The sequence below is a fragment of the Seohaeicola nanhaiensis genome, assembly GCF_042654245.1.
Lineage (GTDB): Bacteria > Pseudomonadota > Alphaproteobacteria > Rhodobacterales > Rhodobacteraceae > Seohaeicola_A > Seohaeicola_A nanhaiensis.
Genome location: NZ_JBHSGI010000034.1, coordinates 252,585 through 272,461, shown reverse-complemented (window position 1 = coordinate 272,461; position 19,877 = coordinate 252,585). Strand labels below are relative to the sequence as shown.

Sequence of the window (19,877 nt, the reverse complement as noted above, 5' to 3'; positions counted from 1 at the left end):
CTTCACAGAAATTCGTCCCGTCGGGGCGTAAAGGTATCGATCAGCTCGCCGGCTTCGAGGCATTGGCAGCCATGCACGACGTTCGAGGGCACGACGAGGCTGTCGCCGGCGCTGACTTCTCGGTCCTTGCCGTCCACGGTCACCCGGAACCGGCCTTTCAGGACATAGGTCGCCTGAATCTGCGGATGGGAATGCAGCGAGCCGACCGCCCCGGTTTCGAAGCGGAAGGACACGACCATCAGATCGGGGTGGTCGGACATGACCTGGCGCGTCACGCCGGGTTCAGGCGAGACCGAGGGAAAGCTTTGGGGCATGGCAGAGGCTCCTGACGTCAATGGAACAGGGATGGCAACCACAATGACAGACTCGGGATATAGGTGACCAGCATAAGCGTCACGAAGGCGGCGGAATAGAACGGCCAGATGGTGCGGATCGCGTCCTGGATCGGTATGCGCCCCACGGCGCAGCCGACGAAGAGCACGGCCCCCACCGGCGGTGTGCAGAGCCCGATCCCGAGGTTCAGGATCAGGATCACCCCGAAGTGCACCGGGTCGACGCCGAAGGCCACGGCCACGGGCAGGAAGATTGGTGTTGTGATGACGATCAGCGGCGACATGTCCATGAAGGTGCCGAGGATCAGCAGCACCAGGTTGATCAGCAGCAGGATGACGATGGGGTTGTCCGAAAGGTTGGACATCGCCTCCACCAGCAGAGCCGGGACGCGGGTATAAGCGAGCAGCCAGCCGAAGGCATTGGCGCAGCCGATCACCATCAGCACCATGGCGGTGGTGCGTACGGCGGCCTTGGTCGCCTCGACGAAGTCGTGCCAGGACAGCGAGCGGTAGACGAGGAAGGTCACCAGCATCGCATAGACCACGGCGATGTTCGAGGATTCCGAGGCGGTGAAGATGCCGGAACGGACGCCGCCAAAGATGATCAGGATCAGGAACAGCCCAGGCAACGCGTTCAGGAACAGGTCCCCCAGACGCTTGAGGCCCGGGAAGGGTTCGGTCGGATAGCCGCGCTGGGAGGCGACCCACCAGGCGGCGGCCATCAGCGACAGGGCAAGGATCAGGCCCGGGATGATGCCGGCGGTGAACAGGTCGGCGATCGAGATCTTGCCGCCGGCGGCGATGGAATAGATGATCATGTTGTGCGAGGGCGGGATCATCAGCGCGATGATCGAGCCGACAACAGTGATATTCACCGCGTAGTCAACGCCGTATCCGCGCGCCTTCATCTGCGGCACCATCAGCCCGCCAACCGCCGAGGCATCGGCCGCGGCCGAGCCCGAGACGCCGCCGAACATGACGCTGGCGGTGATGTTGACCTGTCCCAGCCCGCCGCGCAGGTGGCCGACCATCGCCCCGGCGAGCGCGACCAGCCGCCGGGCGATATCGCCGCGCACCATCAGGTCTCCGGCGAAGATGAAGAAGGGTATCGCCATAAGGGCAAAGACGCTGACCCCGGAATTCAGCCGCTGGAACACCACCACCGGCGGCAGGCCGAGGTAGATCACCGTGGCGAAGGAGGAAACGCCCAGGCAGAAGGCGACGGGTGTGCCGATGGCGAGCAGGAACACGAAGGTTCCGAACAGAACATAGAGCTCCATCTCAGAACTCCTCCACCGGTTCGGGATCGCCGAAACGGGCGGTGTGCAGACCGGCGGCGCGGCGCAGGATGCGTTCCAGTGAAAAGATCACGATCAGCCCGCCGCCGACCACGACGGGGGCGAAATTGAAGGCATCCGAGATGCCGAGCGAGGCCATCTTGTTGCCGGCCACCTTCTCGGCCAGCTCCCAGCCATACCAGACCATCCCGGCGCCAAAGCCGCCCACCGCGATGTCGCTCAGCGAATGCAGCCAGGGCTTTGCCTTTTCGGGCAGGATGTAAAGCAGCACGTCGAAGGACAGGTGATATCCCTCGCGGATGCCCACGGCGGCGCCGAGGAAGATGAACCAGCCCATGATCATGACCGAGCCCGGCTCGGTCCAGATCAGCGAATTGTTCAGGACGTAGCGCCAGAAGACCTGCGCGGCGATGGCGGCAGTCATGGCGCACAGCCCGATCCCGGCCAGCCACAGCGATAGCGTCGCCAGGGCGCTGGTCGCGCGGGCGGCGGACGTGATGAATTCGCGCACGGGCGCGCTCCTCTCCGGTTGTCCAAAGATGCCGCGGCGGACCTGCCGCCGCGGCTCGGGTCGCGTCAGGTCACTCGGTGGCCTGGATGTCCTCGACCATTTTCTTCAGTTTGTCCGAAGTCACGTATTTCTCGTAGACCGGGGCCATCGCCTCGATGAAGGGCGTCTTGTCGATGTCGGTGACAACCTCGATCCCGGCTGCCTTGACCTTTTCCATGCTGGCCTCTTCGCGCTTGTTCCAGAGGTCCTGCATCACCGCGTTGGAGGCGCTCGCCGCTTCCTTGACCGCCGCCTGATCCTCGGCGCTGAGGCTGTCGAAGGTCTTCTTCGACATCACCAGCACTTCCGGCACGATCAGGTGCTGGTCGAGCGTGTAGTATTTGGCGACCTCGTAGTGTCCCGAGGATTCATAGGACGGCGGATTGTTCTCGGCCCCGTCAATGACGCCGGTCTGGATCGAGGAATAGACCTCGCCATAGGGCATCGGGGTCGCGTTGGCGCCAAGCGCCGACACCATGTCGACGAACATGTCGGACTGCATGACGCGGAACTTCATGCCGGCCAGGTCGGCCATCGAATGGATCGGCTTCTGGCTGTTGTAGAACGAGCGCGAGCCCGCGTCATAGAACGTCAGGCCGATCAGGTCATGCTGCGTGAAGGCGTCCTTGATCTGCTGGCCGACCGGGCCGGCCATCACCTTGCGCATGTGGTCGGGCGAGCGGAAGATATAGGGCAGCGAGGGAATCTGGGTTTCCTCGATGATGTTGTTGAAGGGCCCGAGCGAGACGCGGGCCATGTCGATGACGCCGAACTGCGTCTGTTCAATGGCATCCTTCTCTTCGCCGAGCTGCGCGCCGAAGAAGACCTCGATGCAAAGACGCCCGTTGGTCTTCTCCTCGAGCATCTTGCCCATGGCCTTGACCGCCTCGACGGTCGGATAGCCATCGGGATGCGTATCGGCCGAGCGCAGGGTGCGTTCGCAGGCCGTTGCGGCCCCGGCCAGTGCGACCGATGCCAGTAGTGCCGTCAATATGTGCCGTTTCTTCATTTGCCTTCTCCTCCCTGGAGTGGTGGCCCTTTCAGAGCCGGTATGCCTGTTTTGCCAGGCGATACGTCAGGTCTTGCGCGACCTCGTGGGCCGCGTTCTCCCCGAGACGTCCCGTCGCGACCAGCGTCGCGAGATAGGCGCAGTCCGTCCGCCGGGCCACGTCGTGACGGGCCGGGATCGAACAGAAGGCGCGCGTGTCGTCGTTGAATCCGACGGTGTTGTAGAAGCCGCAGGTTTCCGTGGTGATCTCGCGAAACCGTCTGATCCCCTCGGCGCTGTCGAAGAACCACCAGGGCGGCCCGAGGCGCAGCGCCGGATAGACACCGGCCAGCGGCGCCAGTTCGCGGCCATAGACGGTTTCGTCGAGCGTGAAGAGGATGATGGTCAGGCCGGGCTCCATCCCGACCGCGTCCAGCATCGGTTTCAGCGCACCGACATAGTCGGTGCGGCCCGGAATATCGAAGCCCTTGTCGCGCCCGTGGCTGGCAAAGACGCCGGCATGGTGATTGCGGCGCGATCCAGGGTGGATCTGCATCGTCATCCCGTCTTCCAGGCTCATCCGCGCCATTTCGGTCAGCATCTGGCCGCGGAAGGCATCGGCCTCTTCGGGTGTGAAATCGCCCGACAGAACCTTGCCCAACAGTGCCGCCGCCTCTTGCGGGGGCAGGTTTTCGGTGCGCGCGGTCGGGTGGCCGTGATCGGTGGCCGTGGCACCGAAGTCGCGGAAATAGGCGCGCCGGGCGCGGTGGGCGTCCAGGTATCCGGTCCAGCTGGTGGTGTCCTCGCCCGTCATCTCGCCCAGGCGCGCGACATTGGCGCGGAAGCCTTCGAACTCGGGATCGACCACCGCGTCGGGGCGATAGGTCGTCACCACGCGGCCCGACCAGCCGCTGGCGCGGATCGCGCGATGGGCGGCGAGATCGTCCAGCGCGCCTTCGGTGGTGGCCAGCACCTCGATCCCGAAACGGTCGAACAGCGCGCGGGGGCGGAAGTCGTCCTCCGCGAGGCAGGCGTCGATGTGGTCGTAATACGCGTCGGCGGTGGCCTCGGACAACGGCCGGTCCAGCCCGAAGACATGTTCGAAGGAATGATCGAGCCACAGCGCCGAGGGCGTGCCGCGGAACAGGTGAATGTGGCGCGCGAAAAGCCGCCAGATCGCGCGCGGGTCCGTTTCCACCGCCCCGCCGTCCGTTCGGGGCACGCCGAGCGCATCCATCGGCACGCCCTGGCTGACCAGCATCCGGAAGACATAGTGATCGGGGATCACGAACAGTTCGGCCGGGTTCGGGAAACGCGCGTTGTCGGCGAACCAGCGCGGATCGCAATGGCCGTGTGGGCTGACGATCGGCAGGTCGGCGACGGAACGATAAAGCTCTCGGGCCAGCCCGCGCAACGCGGGTTCGACGGGAAACAGGCGATCGGGATCGGTAAGCGGCACGGCGGACCTGCGAGTCTGATGTAGGTCAAACTGATATGCTACTCTAACAGTTGTGTCAAAGCTCAAAATCTAGTAGCAACGCACGAAGCGTCATGGCACACGGGGACCGAAATGCAGGACTTTGACATCGCCCCGATATCGCTCCCTCAGTCGCAAACCGCGACCGATCAGGTATTCGACGCGCTTTATTCCGCCGTAATCTCTTTGCAGCTGCCGCCGGGCACCAAGGTGTCCGAGGCGGAGGTGGCAAAACAGCTGAACGTCTCGCGCCAGCCGGTGCGCGACGCCTTTTTCCGACTGTCCAAGCTGGGCTTCCTGACCATCCGCCCGCAGCGCGCGACGCTGATTTCGAAGATCTCGGAACGCGCGGTGCTGGACGCCGCCTTCGTGCGCACCGCACTGGAGGTGGAATGCATCCGCCTGGCCGCCGCGCGCCGCAGCGAGGCCGATATTGCCGAACTGCACGAGGCGCTGGCCCGGCAGGTCGAAGCGCTGGACAACCCCGACCGGCGCGCGTTTCACGTTCAGGACGAGTCCTTCCACCAGATCCTCTGCCGCATCGCCGGGCATGTGCATGTCTGGGAACTGATTTTGGAACACAAGGCGCATATGGACCGCGCGCGGTTCCTCACGTTGTCGGTCAGCCATCGCAAGCGGGTGCTGGGCGAACATGTCGCGCTGGTCGAGGCGCTGGAAACCGGCGATGCCGATGCCGCCGAGGACCGGATGCGCGCGCATCTCGGCAATATCCACAACGTGCTGCCGGGGCTGCGGGCCGAACACACCGCCTATTTCGAGGACGACAGCGCCTGAGGTCATCCGGCGAGGGAGAACGGCGGATGGACGCGCAGGGCTTTGACTATTCCCATCATCTGCAACTCGACACCCTGCTGTCCTCGCTGCGGCAGGTGACCGACCATCCCGAAGAGCATCTGTTCATCACGGTGCACCACGTGCTGGAGCTGTGGTTCAAGCACATCATCTTCGACCTCGGGCGCATCGTGGCAATGATCGACGCCGACAATCTGGCGCAGGCCAACTGGCTGATGCGGCGGATCGCCGAGATCCTGAAGCTGGCCGAGGCGCATTGGACGGTTCTGGAAACCATGACCGCTGCCGATTTCGCCGAGTTCCGTGGGCAATTGACAGGCGCCTCGGGGATGCAATCGCGTCAGTTCCGGCAGGTCGAGGTGATGATGGGCCTGTGTGAAACCGCGGGGCCCGAGTATTGCGCGCGGACGGAAAGAATGTGGCCGGGGCTGATTGCCGAACATCCCCGCACGCTGCGGCGCGTCTTCTTCGACTGTTTCGAGCGGCAGGGAGTCTCCCTGCTCGACGTCTACCGCGACCGCTGGACCCGGCACGCGCTGTTCCAGCTGGCCGAAAACGCCTTCGAGATCGACCGCCGGTTCCAGTCGTGGCGGCACAATCACATCCTGATGGTGCGCCGCCAGATCGGCATCCGCGCGAAGGGCACCGGCGGGACGTTCTTCCGCGACTATCTAGCCTCGACAACCGCGTATGTCTTCTTTCCCGAGCTGTTCGAGTTCCGCAACGAATTGACCGAAGATGCTGGCGGCGAGGTCATGCCCGGCCCCTAGCGGCGGTCGAGCACGAAGCGCGAGACCTGAACCACGGGTGTTCCGGGTTCGATACGGGGCGACGGGAAGTCTGGCCGGTTGGCCGCATCGGGCCAGACTTGCGGCTCCAGCGCCACCCCAGCCCAGGTGCCGAAGGGCGCGCCCTGATGGCCGGGCCAGTCGCCCGAGGTGGTCCCGCCGCAGGCATAGACCTGAAGGCCCGGCTCGGTGGTTTCAACCGTCATTGCCATCGCCCCAGCCTCCAGTCGCGCCACCGGCCGCAGGGGCTGGCGGGACGCTGACAGGCAAAGGTTGTGGTCGATGTCGCGGGGAATGGCCCGAGGCGCGCGGAAGTCGAAGTCTGTTCCCGCCACCGGCGCGGGGTTGCCCCACGGGATCAGGTCGGGGTCCACCGGCAGATAGGTGTCGGCACTGACCTGAAGGCGATGCCCGCCAATGTCGGGCGATCCGTCAAGGTTCCAGTAGCCGTGAAAGGCCGGCGCGAAGAGTGCCGGTCGCTCACTCCGCCCCGTCACCTCGACCCGCAGCGCCCCGTCTTCCAGCGCATAGCGCACCGATATCGCGATCGGACCGGGAAAGCCGTGCAGGGCGTCGGGCTGGTCGATCTCCAAATGGCACCAGTCAGGTCCGAGATCGGCAACCCGCCAGTTCCGCTGGCCGGTGCCCCGGGCACCGCCGTGCAGCACCACCCTGCCCTTTTCGTTCGCTTCCAGCCGGTAGTCGCGTCCGTCAAGGGCAAAGCCCGGGCCGGAAATCCGGTTGGCCACCGGCCCGACCACGGCGCCGAAATAGAGGAGGTCGTGGAAATAGGCCTTTAGCCGCGGGCTGCCCAGCAGAAGCGACTGCGGTAGACCTTCAATCCAGAGGCCCTGCACCGTCGCGCCCCAGGTCAGCACCTGCGCGGTCAGGCCGCCGCCGGACAGGGTGATCTGTTCGACGGTGCTGCCATCTGGCGCCTGGCCGGCCGGTCTGCGCATCGCAAAGCGGGTTTACATCGCCGTCCAGCCGCCATCGACGCTGATCGTCGTGCCGGTGATCTGGGCGGCGGACTCGGAGCAGAGGAAGACGGTGGTGCCGCCGATCTGTTCGACCGTGGCGAATTCGCGGCTGGGCTGGCGGTCGAGCATGACCTTCTTGATCACCTCGTCGCGGCCCATGTTGTGGGTCTTCATCTGGTCGGGGATCTGCGCCTCGACCAGCGGGGTCAGCACGTAGCCCGGGCAGATCGCGTTGCAGGTGATCGACTGGCCGGCGGTTTCCAGCGCGGTGGTCTTGCTGAGGCCGACAATCCCGTGCTTGGCCGCGATATAGGCCGACTTGAATGGCGAGGCGGTCAGGCCGTGCGCCGAGGCGATGTTGACGATCCGGCCCCAGCCCGCCTTGCGCATCATCGGCAGCGCGACCGCGGTCGTGTGGAAGGCGGAACTGAGGTTGATCGCCAGGATCATGTTCCACTTGTCGACCGGAAATTCGTCGATCGGCGCGACATGCTGGATGCCGGCGTTGTTCACGAGGATGTCACAGCTTCCTGCCTTGGTCACAAGCGCGCGGCAGTCGTCGCCCTTGCTCATGTCGGCGGCGATATAGCGCGCCTTGACGCCATGCGCCTTGCCGATCTCCTCGGCCAGAGCGTGATCCTCGTCGCGGTCGGTGAAGGAATTCAGCACGACATCGGCGCCCGCCTCGACCAGCGCCTTGACGATCCCGAGACCGATGCCAGAGTTCGATCCGGTCACAACTGCGGTTTTTCCTTTGAGAGTCACGTTGGTCCCCTTTCTGGTGCACGCGCGCTCTTTACAGTGCCACGCTGCAAGTGCGAGATAAACGGGAAATCACCTAATACAGCGGCCCAGCCGGCAGGTTTCATCGCAAGGCTTCGCACATAAAAAAACGCCCGCACAAGGCGGGCGTTAAGTTATTGAGGCAGGTTTCATACAGGCAAGAAACCTATCGAGCAGTGACCCCTTTATAAGGCCTTCCAACGCACTGGCCAAGCTAAAAGTTTGAAAAGACGAGAATCCCTCGATACGTTGAGGGCCAATAATACAAGGGCAGAGCGGGATTGTTGCCAAAATGCGAGCAGATATTTTCCGCCGGACAGGCACCGTTCTCGCTACGGTTGCGCTTGTCTGGCTGGGTTGCGATGCGGTGGCAGAATCGGCGCATGGCATAGCTATGTATGGGGCGCCCGCGCTCCCACCGGATTTTGTGTCGCTGCCCTATGCCAACCCCGATGCCCCCAAGGGCGGGCGCATCGTTTTCGGCAATACCGGCGGGTTCGACTCTCTGAACCCCTTCGTCATAAAGGGCACACCACCGTGGCAATGGCGCTTCCTCGGGTACGAGAGCCTGCTGAGCCAGTCGCTGGACGAACCCTTCACGCTGTACGGGCTTTTGGCCGAATCGGTCGAGACGCCGCCGGACCGGTCGTGGGTAGAGTTTACCTTGCGGAAGGAGGCCCGATTTTCGGACGGAACGCCCGTCACTGTCGAAGATGTGATCTGGTCCTTCGAGATGCTGGGCAGCGAGGGGCACATGCGTTATCGCACCCTGCCCCCGAAGATCGCCTCGATCACGGCGACCGGGCCGCGCAGCCTGCGGATCACCTTCAACACTGATGACCGGGAACTGCCGCTGATCGCGGGTCTGCGTCCGGTTCTGAAGAAGGCGCAGTGGGAGGGACGCGATTTCGCCTCGGCGCCGCTGTCGGAAATCCCCATCGGCTCCGGACCCTATACGGTTGCCTTGTACGAAGCGGGCCGCCGGGTCATGCTGCAGCGTAATCCCGACTATTGGGGCAAGGATCTACCGCTGCGGCGCGGCACGATGAACTTCGACGAGATCCAGCTGGAATTCTTCGCCGATTCAACAGTGCTGTTCGAGGCCTTCAAGGCGGGCGACCTGTCCGTCTTGCGCGAAGAGAATGCCGAACGCTGGGCCACCCTCTTCGATTTCCCCGCCGTTCAGCGCGGCGAGGTCATCAAGTCAGAGATCCGCCACGGCCGCCCGACCGGCATGACCGGCTTCGTCTTCAACACGCGCCGCAAGCCGCTGGATGACTGGCGTGTGCGCGAGGCGCTGCTGCAGGCCTTCAACTTCGAATTCATGAACGAGACGGTGACCGGGGGCGTGCAGCCACGTATCGGGTCCTATTTCGACAACTCCGACCTCGGGATGCGCCCCGGCCCGGCCGAGGGCAAGGTGCGCGCCCTGCTCGCCCCCTTCGCCGACAGCCTGCCGCCCGGCGCGATGGAAGGCTATGCGCTGCCGGTGGCGGACGGGACACTGCGCAATCGGGGTAACCTGCGCATCGCCTCGGCGCTGCTGGACGAGGCCGGGCTGCCGGTGGAACAGGGCCGCCGGGTGATGCCGGACGGGCGCCCGCTGGAGCTGACCGTGCTGCTGCGGCAGGGCGACACGCGCAACCAGTCGATTGCCGACACCTATGCGCGGGCGCTCGACCGGCTGGGGATCGCGCTGCGCGTCGACCGGGTCGACAATGCGCAATTCGTCGCGCGCGAGACGGAATACGATTTCGATATTGCCACCTACCGGCGCGACATGTCGCTGTCGCCGGGAAACGAACAGCGGCTCTACTGGGGCAGCCAGGGCGTGACAGCCCCGGGCACGCGCAATCTGATGGGCATGAACGTTCCGGCGGCCGAGGCGATGATTGACGCCATGCTCTCCGCCACCACGCCCGAGGACTTCACCGCGGCGGTCCAGGCACTTGACCGGGTGCTGATGGCCGGGCGCTATGTCATCCCGCTGTGGTACGACACGGTAGACCGAATCGCCCACCGCCGAGACTTCCACTACCCCGCGAAAACGCCGATTTACGGCGACCGGCCGGGGTTTCTGCCGGAAGTCTGGTGGTTTCAGGCCGATTGATCCCGTCGGACAGGTGGAAAATTGCCTGAGATCCGGTCAGTCGACGCGCCCCGCATCGGAGTTTTTGACAAAACGCTTTTCCTTGCGTCATGCTGATTGCGGGGATGGACAACAGGGATGTGTCAGCATGCAATGGTCTGACATTACCAGGGACTGGGAAATTTGGTCGCCGCTGATGCGCGCGCGCTTTCCGTATCTCGAAACCGGCACGATGAACCGGGTGCGGCATGACCGCCGGACGTTCGAGGCCTATCTGGCACGCTCGCACAATCTGTCGCTGAACGAGGCGCGCGAGGAAATCGAGGATTTCCTCTATATCGAAACGCTGGCCAGCGAACTGGCGCCGCCGCAGCGCGCCCACAGCCTGCAGTAACCTCAGCTGAGCGACGTGACCCAGAGGATCGTCGCATCCTCGGGGCTGACCGAGATCACGTTATGGCCCATGGCGGCGTCGTAATAGGCGCTGTCGCCCCGGCGCATGTCCACCGGTTCGTAGAATTCGGTGTACAGCCGGATCACGCCGGTCAGCACGTAAAGGAACTCTTCCCCGTCGTGGCGGACCCAGCCGTCGAATTCCTCCATCGCGCGGGCGCGGACGCGGGCGCGGTAGGGCAGCATCTTCTTGCGGGTCAGCGATTCGGCCAGCAGGCTGTGTTCATAGGTGACCGTCGCCACCGGCTGACCATCCTCGGCGCGGGTCACTGCCATGCGGCCGTTGGCCTGCGCGCGTTCCGGCGGAGTGAAGAGCTGGGGCACCGAAATCTGTAGCCCCGTCGCCAGCTTCTTGAGCGCGTCATAGGTCGGCGACATCTGACCGTTCTCGATTTTCGAGAGGGTCGAGCGCGCGAGGCCCGCCTGTTTGGCCGCCTGTTCCAGCGTCCAGTCGCGATCCTTGCGCAGCTGGCGCACGCGTGCGCCGAGGTCCAGCGGTTCGACTTCGCTGGACTCGCCGGATTCGCGGGCGATACGGATCAGGGATTTGGGATCGCGCATGGTCATGGCGACTCTATAGGCAGCCGCCCCAAGCCTTGCAACGGCCCCCGCGTCAGGCTAGCGGTTGCGCCATGCTTTCGATCTTCGACCAAGGCCCCCCGCCCCCTGCCCCGAAGCCGTTCAACATGGCGGCGCATGTGCTTGGCCGCGCCCGCGCGACGCCCGACAAGATCGCGTTGTCGGTGCTATCGCAGGCCGGGTCCGACGACTGGACCTATTCCGCCATCCTCGCCGCCGTGCGAGGTACGGCGACCGGATTCTACGAGGCCGGCATCGCGCCGGGGCAGATCGTCCTGATGCGGCTGGGCAATACGGTCGACTTCCCGATCGCCTATCTGGGCGCGATTGCAGCCGGGATAGTGCCGGTGCCCACCTCGTCGCAGCTGACCGAGCGCGAGACGGCCAGCATGATCGCCGACCTCGCCCCCGCCGCCGTGCTGCGCGACCCCGCCGTCGCCAGCGCGCCCGGTGCGAGGGAGATCACGGTGGAAGAGCTGCGGGCAATGCGCTCCATGCCGCCCGCACCCTTCGACATGGGCGACCCGAACCGGCTGGGCTATATCGTCTATACCTCGGGCACCTCGGGGCGGCCGCGCGCCGTGGCCCATGCCCATCGCGCGATCTGGGCGCGCCAAATGATGTTCGACGGCTGGTACGGGCTGAGCGCCAATGACCGCCTGCTGCACGCGGGCGCCTTCAACTGGACCTATACGCTGGGCACCGGGCTGATGGACCCCTGGACCGCCGGGGCCACCGCGCTGATCGCCGAGCCCGGGACCGATCCCGCGCGGCTGCCGGCGCTGCTGAAGCGCAGCGGGGCGACGATCTTTGCTGCCGCCCCCGGCGTCTATCGCAAGATCCTGAAGGCGCAGCCGCAGCTTGACCTGCCCGCCCTGCGCCACGGGCTGTCGGCGGGCGAGAAACTGTCGCGCGACCTCCACCTGGCCTGGGAAAAGGCGACCGGCGGCAAGGGGCTGTATGAGGCTTTCGGGATGTCCGAATGTTCGACCTTCATCTCGTCCAGCCCCGCTCATCCCGCGCGCGGCGATGCGCTGGGCCAGCCACAGAAGGGCCGCCGTGTCGCGATCCTGGGTAGTGACGGGCCGGTGCCGCAGGGCGAGGAAGGCACCATCGCCGTGCATCGTGACGACCCGGGACTGATGCTGGGCTATCTGAACGCGCCGGAGGAGACCGCCGCCCGCATGTCCGGCGACTGGTTCCTGACCGGCGATCAGGGCGCGATGGCGGTGGATGGGCAGATCACCTATCTGGGCCGCGCCGACGACATGATGAACGCCGGCGGCTACCGCGTCTCGCCGCTGGAGGTCGAGGCCGCGCTGGCCGCCTTCCCCGGCATCACCCAGGTCGGCGTGACCGAGGTGGAGGTCAAGGCCGACGCCCGCGTGATTGCCGCCTTCTACACCGCGCCGCAACCGCTGGACGAGTCGGCACTCAAGGCCTTTGCCGAGGCAAACCTCGCCCGCTACAAGCAGCCGCGCGCCTTCATCCACCTGCCCGAGCTGCCCACCGGGGCCAACGGCAAGCTGCTGCGCCGCGCACTGCGGGCCCATTTCGAAAAGGCCGCAACATGACCGTCAGGCTCGACATCCTCTCCGACCCGATCTGCCCCTGGTGCTATATCGGCAAGACTCATCTGGACCGTGCGCTGGCGCAGGCACCGTCGAACCCCTTCGAAATCCAGTTTCATCCCTTCCAGCTGAACCCCGAGATGCCGCGCGGCGGCATGGACCGGCGCGCCTATCTCGAAGCCAAGTTCGGCGGCAAGGAGGGTGCGGTGCGCGCCTATGCGCCGGTCGTTGAACATGCCAAGGCGGCCGGGCTGGAGATCAATTTCGAGGCGATGCAGCGCTCGCCTAATACGCTGGACGCGCATCGGCTGATCCACTGGGCCGGGATCGAGTCCAAGCAGCTGGAGGCGGTCGACGCGCTGTTTGCCGCCTATTTCACCGAGGGCCGCGATATCGGCGACACCGACACGCTGGCCGATATCGCCGATTCCATCGGCATGGACGCCTCGGTGGTGCGCCGACTGCTCGAGTCCGATGCCGACCACGACGATATCGTCCGGCGCGACGCCGAGGCCCGGCAGATGGGCGTGAATTCGGTGCCGACCTTCATCGTCGACGGCAAGCACGCTGTGCCGGGGGCGCAGTCGCCCGAGCTGTGGTCACGGGTGATCGGCGAGATCTCGGACCAGCTGAACCGCGCGCCGGATGCCTGAGTCCGCGCCGTCGCACGGAATTTACCACGTTAAGTGAACTGCCCGGTCTGGTGCCTGCGCCGCCCCGATGCTAAGGGCCGCAGAGACCAAGGAATCTGCCCCATGACCCGGATGAGCCAGACCGAATTCATCGCGCTGATCGCGATGATGTTCGCCACCATCGCCTTTTCCATCGACTCGATGCTGCCCGCGCTGCCTGACATCGGCGCCGAATTGAGTCCCTCCGACCCGAACCGCGCGCAGCTGATCCTGACGATGTTCTTCCTGGGTCTGGGCGTGGGCACTTTGTTCGTCGGGCCGGTATCCGACGCGCTGGGGCGCAAGCCGGTGATCCTGGCCGGGGCGGCCGTCTATATCGTGGCGGCGCTGGTCGCCTATGTGGCGGAAAGCCTTGAGGTCGTGCTGGCCGCGCGGGTGGTTCAGGGCCTGGGCGCCGCCGCGCCGCGGGTCGTGGCGCTGGCGATCATGCGCGATCTCTACTCGGGCCGGATCATGGCGCGGATGATGTCGATTGCGATGCTGATCTTCGCGATCTTCCCCGCCTTCGCGCCGCTGATGGGTGCGGGGATCATCGCGCTGGCGGGATGGCGGGCGATTTTCCTGGCCTTCGTCGTCTTCTCGCTGATCTCGATCACCTGGATGTATGTCCGCCTGCCCGAGCCCCTGCCCCCCTCGGCGCGCCGGCCGCTGCGGCTGAACCTGATCCTCATGGCGATCCGCGAGATGGCCTCGCATGCCTCGGTGCGGATCTCGGTCGCGGTGCAGACGCTGTGTATGGCGATCCTGCTGTCGATGCTGTCCTCGGTGCAGCAGATTTATGAGCAGACCTTCGACCGCGCCGCCGAATTTCCGTTCTGGTTCTGCGCGGTGGCCGGGATCTCGGCCTCGGGCAGCCTGCTGAATGCCGCGCTGGTGGTGCGCTTCGGGATGCGCCGGATGGTGACCTGGACGCTGGCCATGCAGATCGTGATGTCCTCGCTGATGCTGGCGCTTTCGGCCGCGCATCTCGGGCCGGTCGCGGCCTTCGCCACCTTCCTCCTCTGGCAGGCCAGTGTCTTCTTCATGGCCGGCACCGCCCTTGGCAATCTGAACGCCATCGCGATGGAGCCGCTGGGGCATATCGCCGGCACCGCCGCCTCGGCCTTTGGCGCGATCACCACGGTGCTCGCCTCGCTGTTGGCGGTGCCGGTGGGGCTGGCCTTTGACGGGACACCCCGGCCGCTGGCGCTGGGCATCCTGATCATGTCGGCGGTCTCGCTGGCCTGGATGCTGCGCATGGCCGCAGTCGAGCGGCGAAAGCCCGTTTGACCTTGGTGCCGCCGCCGGTGTCAAATGCGCGCGCGGCAGAAGGAAGACAGCGATGCAAGACGACTATGGCTATGATCTCGGCAGCTATGGCTGGCCGATCACCACTGCGAGTGAGGCGGCGCAGCTCTGGTTCGACCGTGGGCTGAACTGGACCTACGGCTTCAACCACGAAGAGGCCATCGCCTGCTATCGCCGCGCCGCCGAACTGGACCCGCAGGCCGCTATGCCGCACTGGGGCGTCGCCTATGCCACGGGGCCGAACTACAACCTGCCGTGGGAACTCTATGACGACAGGGGCCGCGCCAAGGCGCTGGCCGGGGCCTATGACGCGACGCAGGCGGCGATGGCGCGGATCGACAGCGCCACCCCGATCGAGGCGGCGCTGATCCGTGCGCTGTGCGCGCGCTATCCGCAGCGCGACACGACCGACGACATGGAGGCCTGGGACCGCGCCTTTGCCGCCGAAATGCGCGCGGTATATGCCGCCCATCCTGACAATCTCGACGTCTGCTCGGTTTTCGCGGAATCGCTGCTGACGCTGACGCCCTGGCAGATGTGGGATCTGGCGCGCGCCTGCCCGGCCGAGGGCGCCGCCACCGAAGAGGCGCGGCAGGTGCTGGAAACCGCGATGGCGCGGCCCGGCGGCATGGCCCATCCGGGGCTGCTGCATCTCTACGTCCACCTGATGGAAATGTCGCCCTTTCCGGAAAAGGCGTTGAAGGCCGCCGACGTGCTGCGCCGGCTGGTGCCGGATGCGGGCCACCTCGTCCACATGCCGACGCACATCGACGTGCTCTGCGGCAATTACCATGACGTGGTGTTCTGGAACGAACGCGCCATCGAGGCCGACCTGAAGTATTACAATCGCAACGGGGCGTTCAATTTCTACACCGGCTATCGCCAGCACAATTACCACTTCGTCATCTATGGCGCGATGTTCCTCGGGCAGATCGAACCGGCGCTGCGCGCGATCCGGGGCATGGCCGCGACGGTACCCGAAGAGATGCTGCGCATCGAAAGCCCGCCGATGGCGGATTTCTTCGAAAGCTTCATGGGGATGGAGCCACATGTGCTGATCCGTTTCGGCAAGTGGCAGGAGGCGATCCGGCTGGAGCCTCCGCAGGACCGCGCGCTCTACCGCTGCTGGACAGTGATGACCTATTACGCGCGGGCCGTCGGCAATGCCGCGCTGGGCCGGGTAGATCAGGCCGAGCGCGAGGAACAGCTGTTCCTGCAGGCCGCGTCCGAGGTGCCGGACACGCGACTGCTCCACAACAACAAGGTCACCGATCTGCTTGAAATCGCGAAGGAAATGGTGCGGGGCGAAATTGAATACCGCAAAGGTGCACATGACCGCGCCTTCGATCACCTGCGCCGATCGGTCGCGCTGGAGGATGCGCTGCCCTATGACGAGCCCTGGGGATGGATGCAGCCGGCACGCCACGCGCTGGGGGCGCTGCTGTTTGAACAGGGCCGCGTCGACGAGGCCGAGGCGGTCTATCGCGAGGATTTGGGGCTGGGCGGGCAGCTGTCGCGGGCCACTGTGCATCCCGATAACGTGTGGAGTCTCAAGGGCCTGCACGACTGTCTTGAGAGACGCGGCGAAAGCGCCGAGCGCGCGCAGATCCGGCTGCGGCTGGATCTGGCGCTGGCGCGCGCCGACAGCCGTGTCGGCGCCTCGTGCTTCTGTGCGCAGGCGGCGATGAAGCCCTTCGCCCTGCCCGCCTGATCCGCCTTACTTCGCAGGTTTGCCGCGCGTACCGGCCTTTTCGGCCAGGTCGCGCGCAATGGCGAAGGCGCCCTTGATCTTGTCGGCCTCGGTCGCCCAGTCGCGGCGCACGATGATCTTGTTGTCCTTGACCTTGGCCATGCCGCGCTGGTCCTGGATGAACTCGACCAGCCCCTGCGGCGAGGCGAACTTGTCCTGGTGGAACTGGATCGTCGCGCCCTTGGGGCCGCCGTCCAGCTTGGCGATGCCAGCACGCTTGCACATCGCCTTGATGCGCACGACCAGCAGCAGCGTGTTCACCTCGCGCGGCAGCTTGCCGAAACGGTCGATCAGCTCGGCGGCAAAGCCTTCCAGCTCGACCTTGGTGGTCAGCGAGGACAGTCGCCGGTAAAGGCCCAGACGCACGTCCAGATCGGGCACGTAGTCTTCGGGGATCAGCACCGAGACGCCCAGGTTGATCTGCGGCGCCCACTGGTCGTCGACCTCGGACAGGCCCTCCATCTGGCCCGAACGGATCTTGGCAATCGCCTCCTCCAGCATCGACTGATACAGTTCGTATCCCACGTCGCGCATCTGGCCCGACTGTTCCTCGCCCAGCAGGTTGCCCGCGCCGCGAATGTCGAGATCCTGGCTGGCCAGCGTGAAGCCCGCGCCCAGAGTGTCGAGCGAGCCGAGCACGCGCAGCCGTTTCTCTGCCGCCGCCGTCAGTTTGGCACGCGGCTTGGTGGTGAGATAGGCATAGGCGCGCGTCTTGGACCGGCCCACGCGGCCGCGGATCTGGTAGAGCTGCGCCAGCCCGTACATGTCGGCGCGGTGGATGATCATCGTGTTGGCGGTCGGGATGTCGAGGCCGGATTCCACGATGGTCGTCGCCAGCAGCACATCGAACTTGCCGTCGTAGAAGGCGTTCATGCGGTCGTCGAGCTCGCCCGGGGCCATCTGGCCGTGGGCGACGACCACCGAGACTTCGGGCACCTGTTCCTTGAGGAAGGTCTCGATTTCCGGCAGGTCGGCAATGCGCGGCACCACGTAGAAACTCTGCCCGCCGCGGTAGCGTTCGCGCAGCAGCGCCTCGCGCACGGTCACCGCGTCGAATTCGCTGACATAGGTGCGGATCGCCAGACGGTCGACCGGCGGCGTGCCGATGATGCTGAGGTCGCGCACGCCTGACAGCGACAGTTGCAGGGTGCGCGGGATCGGCGTGGCGGTCAGCGTCAGCACGTGCACATCGGTGCGCATCGCCTTGAGCCGTTCCTTGTGGGCCACGCCAAAGTGCTGTTCCTCGTCGATGATCAGCAGGCCGAGATTCTTGAACTGCACGCCCTTGGCCAGCAGGGCATGGGTGCCGACCACGATATCCACCTGCCCCTTGGCCATCAGGTCGCGGGTGATCTGCGCCTCTTTCGCGGGGACAAAGCGCGACAGCTGTCGCACCTGCACCGGGAAGCCGCGGAAGCGTTCGGCAAAGCTGGCATAGTGCTGGCGGGCCAGCAGCGTGGTCGGCGCGATCACCGCCACCTGCGCGCCCGACATGGCCGCGACAAAGGCGGCCCGGATCGCCACCTCTGTCTTGCCAAAGCCGACGTCGCCGCAGACCAGCCGGTCCATCGGCGAACCCTGCCCGAGGTCGCCCAGCACGTCTGCGATGGCGCGCAGCTGGTCGTCGGTTTCCTCGTAGGGGAAGCGCGCGCTGAAGGCCTCCCAGGCGTGATGCTCCGGTTCCAGCACGGGCGCCGTGCGCAGCGCGCGTTCGGCGGCCACGCGGATCAGCCGGTCGGCCATCTCGCGGATGCGTTCCTTTAGGCGGGCCTTCTTGGCCTGCCAGGCCCCGCCGCCCAGCTTGTCGAGCAGGCCTTCTTCGTGGCCGTATTTGCTGAGCAGTTCTATGTTCTCGACCGGCAGGTACAGCCGCGCGTTCTCGGCATATTCCAGCAGCAGGCATTCATGCGCCGCGCCGGCCGCCGTGATCACCTCCAGCCCCTGATAGCGCCCGATGCCGTGATCGACGTGCACGACCAGATCGCCCGGCGTCAGCGATTGCGCCTCGGTCAGGAAGTTCTCGGCCTGGCGTTTCTTCTTCTGGCTGCGGATCAGCCGGTCGCCCAGCACGTCCTGTTCGGCGATGACCGTCAGGCCCTGCGCCTCGAACCCGTGCTCCAGACCCCACACCGCCAGATAGAGCCCGCGCTTGCCGATCCGGGTCCCGTTCGGAATCAGGATCGTTTCGGCCAGCCCCTCGTCCTCGATCAGCCCGGCCAACCGTTCCCGCGCGCCCTCGGAGTACGAGGCGACGACGACCGGCCCCGCCACCATCCGCTTGCGGATATGCGTGGCCAGCGCGCCGAAGAGGCTGATGCTTTCCTGCTGCCGCTCGGGGGCGAAGTTGCGCCCGATCCGGCCGCCGGCGTCGATCACCCGGGGGCCGCTGGCCTGCGGCAGCGGGTTGAACTGCATCACGCGGCGGTCGGCGACCGCCTTCTCCCACGCGGCGTCGTCGAGATAGAGCAGGCCCGGCGGCGCGGGTTTGTAGACGGAATCCATCCGCGATTTCTGCGTCAGCGCAATGCGGCGGGTTTCATACTGGTCGGCGATGCTGTCCCAGCGCGCCAGACGGGTCGGCGTGGACTGGTCATCCATCGTCACCGTGGCATCCGGCAGATAGTCGAACAGGGTTTCCAGCTTTTCGTGGAAGAAGGGCAGCCAGTGTTCGATGCCCGCGTGCTTCCTGCCCGCGCTGACCGCCTCGTACAGCGGATCGTCGGTGCCCGCCGCGCCGAATTCGATGCGGTAGTTCTGGCGGAACCGGGTGATTGCGGCGTCGTCCAGGATGACCTCGCTGACCGGGGCCAGCTCGACCACGCTCAGCTTTTCGGTGGTGCGCTGGGTCACCGGATCGAAACGGCGTGCGCCGTCCAGCGTGTCGCCGAAGAGGTCGAGCCGCACCGGCCCGCCCTCGCCCGGCGGATAGATGTCGATAATGCCGCCGCGCACGGCATAATCGCCGGGTTCCATCACCGTCGGGCTTTGCGAAAAGCCCATGCGGACAAGGAAGCTGCGCAGCCCCGCCTCGTCGATCCGATGGCCGACGCGCGCGGTGAAGGCCGCCTCGCGCAGGATCTCGCGCGCCGGCACCCGCTGGGTCGCCGCGTTCAGCGTCGTCAGCAGGATGAACTGTTGTGGCAGCTGATGCACCAGCGCCGCCAGTGTCGCCATCCGCGCGGCCGAGATGTCGGCATGGGGCGAGACCCGGTCATAGGGCAGGCAATCCCAGCCGGGAAAGGTCAGCACCGGAACCTCGGGCGCGAAGAAGGCCAGCGCCGCCTGCATCGCGGCCAGCCGCTTGTCGTCGCGCGCGACATGCAGCACGGGGCGCCCCGTCCGCGCCAGTTCGTTCAGCACCAGCCGCGCGTCGAAGCCTTCGGGCGCGCCGCCAACGGCGATATGTTCGGCGGATGTCATGGCAAGCCGTCCAGCAGGTTCAGGACG

General features: G+C 65.8%; 17 protein-coding genes. 8 read left to right on the top strand and 9 right to left on the bottom strand.

All coding sequences use genetic code 11. The features are described from left to right. Nucleotides 1-2: 2 nt before the first annotated feature. The 5 genes from ACFO5X_RS25300 to uxaC form a co-directional block, all read right to left on the bottom strand. A complete protein-coding gene (locus ACFO5X_RS25300; RefSeq protein ID WP_380722890.1) occupies nt 3-314 on the bottom strand; it encodes a cupin domain-containing protein in 312 nt (103 codons plus the stop codon). A gap of 17 nt (nt 315-331) precedes the next feature. Continuing rightward, complete coding sequence (locus ACFO5X_RS25295) at nt 332-1,612, bottom strand: TRAP transporter large permease (protein WP_380722888.1); 1,281 nt, start codon at nt 1,610-1,612, stop codon at nt 332-334. A 1-nt stretch (nt 1,613) separates the two neighbouring features. Beyond that, complete coding sequence (locus ACFO5X_RS25290; protein WP_380722885.1) at nt 1,614-2,141, bottom strand: TRAP transporter small permease; 528 nt, start codon at nt 2,139-2,141, stop codon at nt 1,614-1,616. Between the two features lie 70 nt (nt 2,142-2,211). Then, nucleotides 2,212-3,189 (bottom strand): TRAP transporter substrate-binding protein, encoded by a 978-nt coding sequence (locus tag ACFO5X_RS25285; RefSeq protein ID WP_380722883.1) that lies wholly within the window; start codon nt 3,187-3,189, stop codon nt 2,212-2,214. Between the two features lie 31 nt (nt 3,190-3,220). After that, nucleotides 3,221-4,627, bottom strand: coding sequence for a glucuronate isomerase (gene uxaC / locus ACFO5X_RS25280; RefSeq protein ID WP_380722880.1), 1,407 nt, complete (start codon nt 4,625-4,627; stop codon nt 3,221-3,223). A gap of 111 nt (nt 4,628-4,738) precedes the next feature. On the opposite strand from uxaC, the gene ACFO5X_RS25275 reads away from it, so the two are divergent. Next, complete coding sequence (locus tag ACFO5X_RS25275) at nt 4,739-5,440, top strand: GntR family transcriptional regulator (RefSeq protein WP_380722878.1); 702 nt, start codon at nt 4,739-4,741, stop codon at nt 5,438-5,440. Then, nucleotides 5,437-6,228, top strand: a complete 792-nt coding sequence (locus ACFO5X_RS25270; RefSeq protein ID WP_380723246.1) for a tryptophan 2,3-dioxygenase family protein — start codon at nt 5,437-5,439, stop codon at nt 6,226-6,228. Before ACFO5X_RS25275 ends, ACFO5X_RS25270 begins: the two co-directional genes overlap by 4 nt. Here the strand turns inward: ACFO5X_RS25270 and ACFO5X_RS25265 are convergent. Both ACFO5X_RS25265 and ACFO5X_RS25260 read right to left on the bottom strand, forming a co-directional pair. Next, entirely contained in the window at nt 6,225-7,205 is a 981-nt protein-coding gene (locus tag ACFO5X_RS25265; RefSeq protein ID WP_380722876.1) for an aldose epimerase family protein, read from the bottom strand. The genes ACFO5X_RS25270 and ACFO5X_RS25265 overlap by 4 nt on opposite strands. 12 nt (nt 7,206-7,217) lie before the next feature. Next, nucleotides 7,218-7,991, bottom strand: coding sequence for a 3-hydroxybutyrate dehydrogenase (locus ACFO5X_RS25260; RefSeq protein ID WP_380722874.1), 774 nt, complete (start codon nt 7,989-7,991; stop codon nt 7,218-7,220). A gap of 310 nt (nt 7,992-8,301) precedes the next feature. Here ACFO5X_RS25260 and ACFO5X_RS25255 point away from each other — a divergent pair, with 310 nt between their 5' ends. Next, nucleotides 8,302-10,119 carry an extracellular solute-binding protein gene (locus ACFO5X_RS25255; protein ID WP_380722872.1) on the top strand — a complete coding sequence of 606 codons (1,818 nt, stop codon included), beginning with the start codon at nt 8,302-8,304 and terminating at the stop codon, nt 10,117-10,119. A 127-nt stretch (nt 10,120-10,246) separates the two neighbouring features. Next, on the top strand, nt 10,247-10,492 hold the full coding sequence (locus ACFO5X_RS25250; RefSeq protein ID WP_380722870.1) for a forkhead box protein: 246 nt from the start codon (nt 10,247-10,249) through the stop codon (nt 10,490-10,492). A 2-nt stretch (nt 10,493-10,494) separates the two neighbouring features. Here the strand turns inward: ACFO5X_RS25250 and ACFO5X_RS25245 are convergent, their stop codons facing one another. After that, nucleotides 10,495-11,118 (bottom strand): helix-turn-helix domain-containing protein, encoded by a 624-nt coding sequence (locus ACFO5X_RS25245; protein WP_380722868.1) that lies wholly within the window; start codon nt 11,116-11,118, stop codon nt 10,495-10,497. A 65-nt stretch (nt 11,119-11,183) separates the two neighbouring features. Between ACFO5X_RS25245 and ACFO5X_RS25240 the strand changes: the two genes are divergently transcribed. From ACFO5X_RS25240 to ACFO5X_RS25225, 4 genes are all read left to right on the top strand, one after another. Continuing rightward, nucleotides 11,184-12,704, top strand: a complete 1,521-nt coding sequence (locus ACFO5X_RS25240; RefSeq protein ID WP_380722866.1) for a class I adenylate-forming enzyme family protein — start codon at nt 11,184-11,186, stop codon at nt 12,702-12,704. Next, complete coding sequence (locus ACFO5X_RS25235) at nt 12,701-13,354, top strand: DsbA family oxidoreductase (protein WP_380722858.1); 654 nt, start codon at nt 12,701-12,703, stop codon at nt 13,352-13,354. Before ACFO5X_RS25240 ends, ACFO5X_RS25235 begins: the two co-directional genes overlap by 4 nt. A gap of 111 nt (nt 13,355-13,465) precedes the next feature. Beyond that, nucleotides 13,466-14,662 carry a multidrug effflux MFS transporter gene (locus ACFO5X_RS25230; RefSeq protein WP_380723243.1) on the top strand — a complete coding sequence of 399 codons (1,197 nt, stop codon included), beginning with the start codon at nt 13,466-13,468 and terminating at the stop codon, nt 14,660-14,662. A gap of 52 nt (nt 14,663-14,714) precedes the next feature. Beyond that, nucleotides 14,715-16,391 (top strand): hypothetical protein, encoded by a 1,677-nt coding sequence (locus tag ACFO5X_RS25225; RefSeq protein WP_380722855.1) that lies wholly within the window; start codon nt 14,715-14,717, stop codon nt 16,389-16,391. 6 nt (nt 16,392-16,397) lie between these two features. Here the strand turns inward: ACFO5X_RS25225 and mfd are convergent, their stop codons facing one another. Next, the gene (gene mfd, locus ACFO5X_RS25220) at nt 16,398-19,850 is read right to left on the bottom strand and encodes a transcription-repair coupling factor (protein WP_380722852.1); all 3,453 of its coding nucleotides are present in this window, start codon (nt 19,848-19,850) and stop codon (nt 16,398-16,400) included. Nucleotides 19,851-19,877: the final 27 nt, after the last annotated feature.

Excerpts from the sequence above, each read along its gene's own strand:
- ACFO5X_RS25300 (WP_380722890.1), bottom strand. The coding sequence starts at position 314 with ATGCCCCAAAGCTTTCCCTCGGTCTCGCCTGAACCCGGCGTGACGCGC.
- ACFO5X_RS25295 (WP_380722888.1), bottom strand. The coding sequence starts at position 1,612 with ATGGAGCTCTATGTTCTGTTCGGAACCTTCGTGTTCCTGCTCGCCATC.
- ACFO5X_RS25285 (WP_380722883.1), bottom strand. The coding sequence starts at position 3,189 with ATGAAGAAACGGCACATATTGACGGCACTACTGGCATCGGTCGCACTG.
- ACFO5X_RS25275 (WP_380722878.1), top strand. The coding sequence starts at position 4,739 with ATGCAGGACTTTGACATCGCCCCGATATCGCTCCCTCAGTCGCAAACC.
- ACFO5X_RS25265 (WP_380722876.1), bottom strand. The coding sequence starts at position 7,205 with ATGCGCAGACCGGCCGGCCAGGCGCCAGATGGCAGCACCGTCGAACAG.
- ACFO5X_RS25255 (WP_380722872.1), top strand. The coding sequence starts at position 8,302 with ATGCGAGCAGATATTTTCCGCCGGACAGGCACCGTTCTCGCTACGGTT.
- ACFO5X_RS25250 (WP_380722870.1), top strand. The coding sequence starts at position 10,247 with ATGCAATGGTCTGACATTACCAGGGACTGGGAAATTTGGTCGCCGCTG.
- ACFO5X_RS25245 (WP_380722868.1), bottom strand. The coding sequence starts at position 11,118 with ATGACCATGCGCGATCCCAAATCCCTGATCCGTATCGCCCGCGAATCC.
- ACFO5X_RS25240 (WP_380722866.1), top strand. The coding sequence starts at position 11,184 with ATGCTTTCGATCTTCGACCAAGGCCCCCCGCCCCCTGCCCCGAAGCCG.
- ACFO5X_RS25235 (WP_380722858.1), top strand. The coding sequence starts at position 12,701 with ATGACCGTCAGGCTCGACATCCTCTCCGACCCGATCTGCCCCTGGTGC.
- ACFO5X_RS25230 (WP_380723243.1), top strand. The coding sequence starts at position 13,466 with ATGAGCCAGACCGAATTCATCGCGCTGATCGCGATGATGTTCGCCACC.
- ACFO5X_RS25225 (WP_380722855.1), top strand. The coding sequence starts at position 14,715 with ATGCAAGACGACTATGGCTATGATCTCGGCAGCTATGGCTGGCCGATC.
- mfd (WP_380722852.1), bottom strand. The coding sequence starts at position 19,850 with ATGACATCCGCCGAACATATCGCCGTTGGCGGCGCGCCCGAAGGCTTC.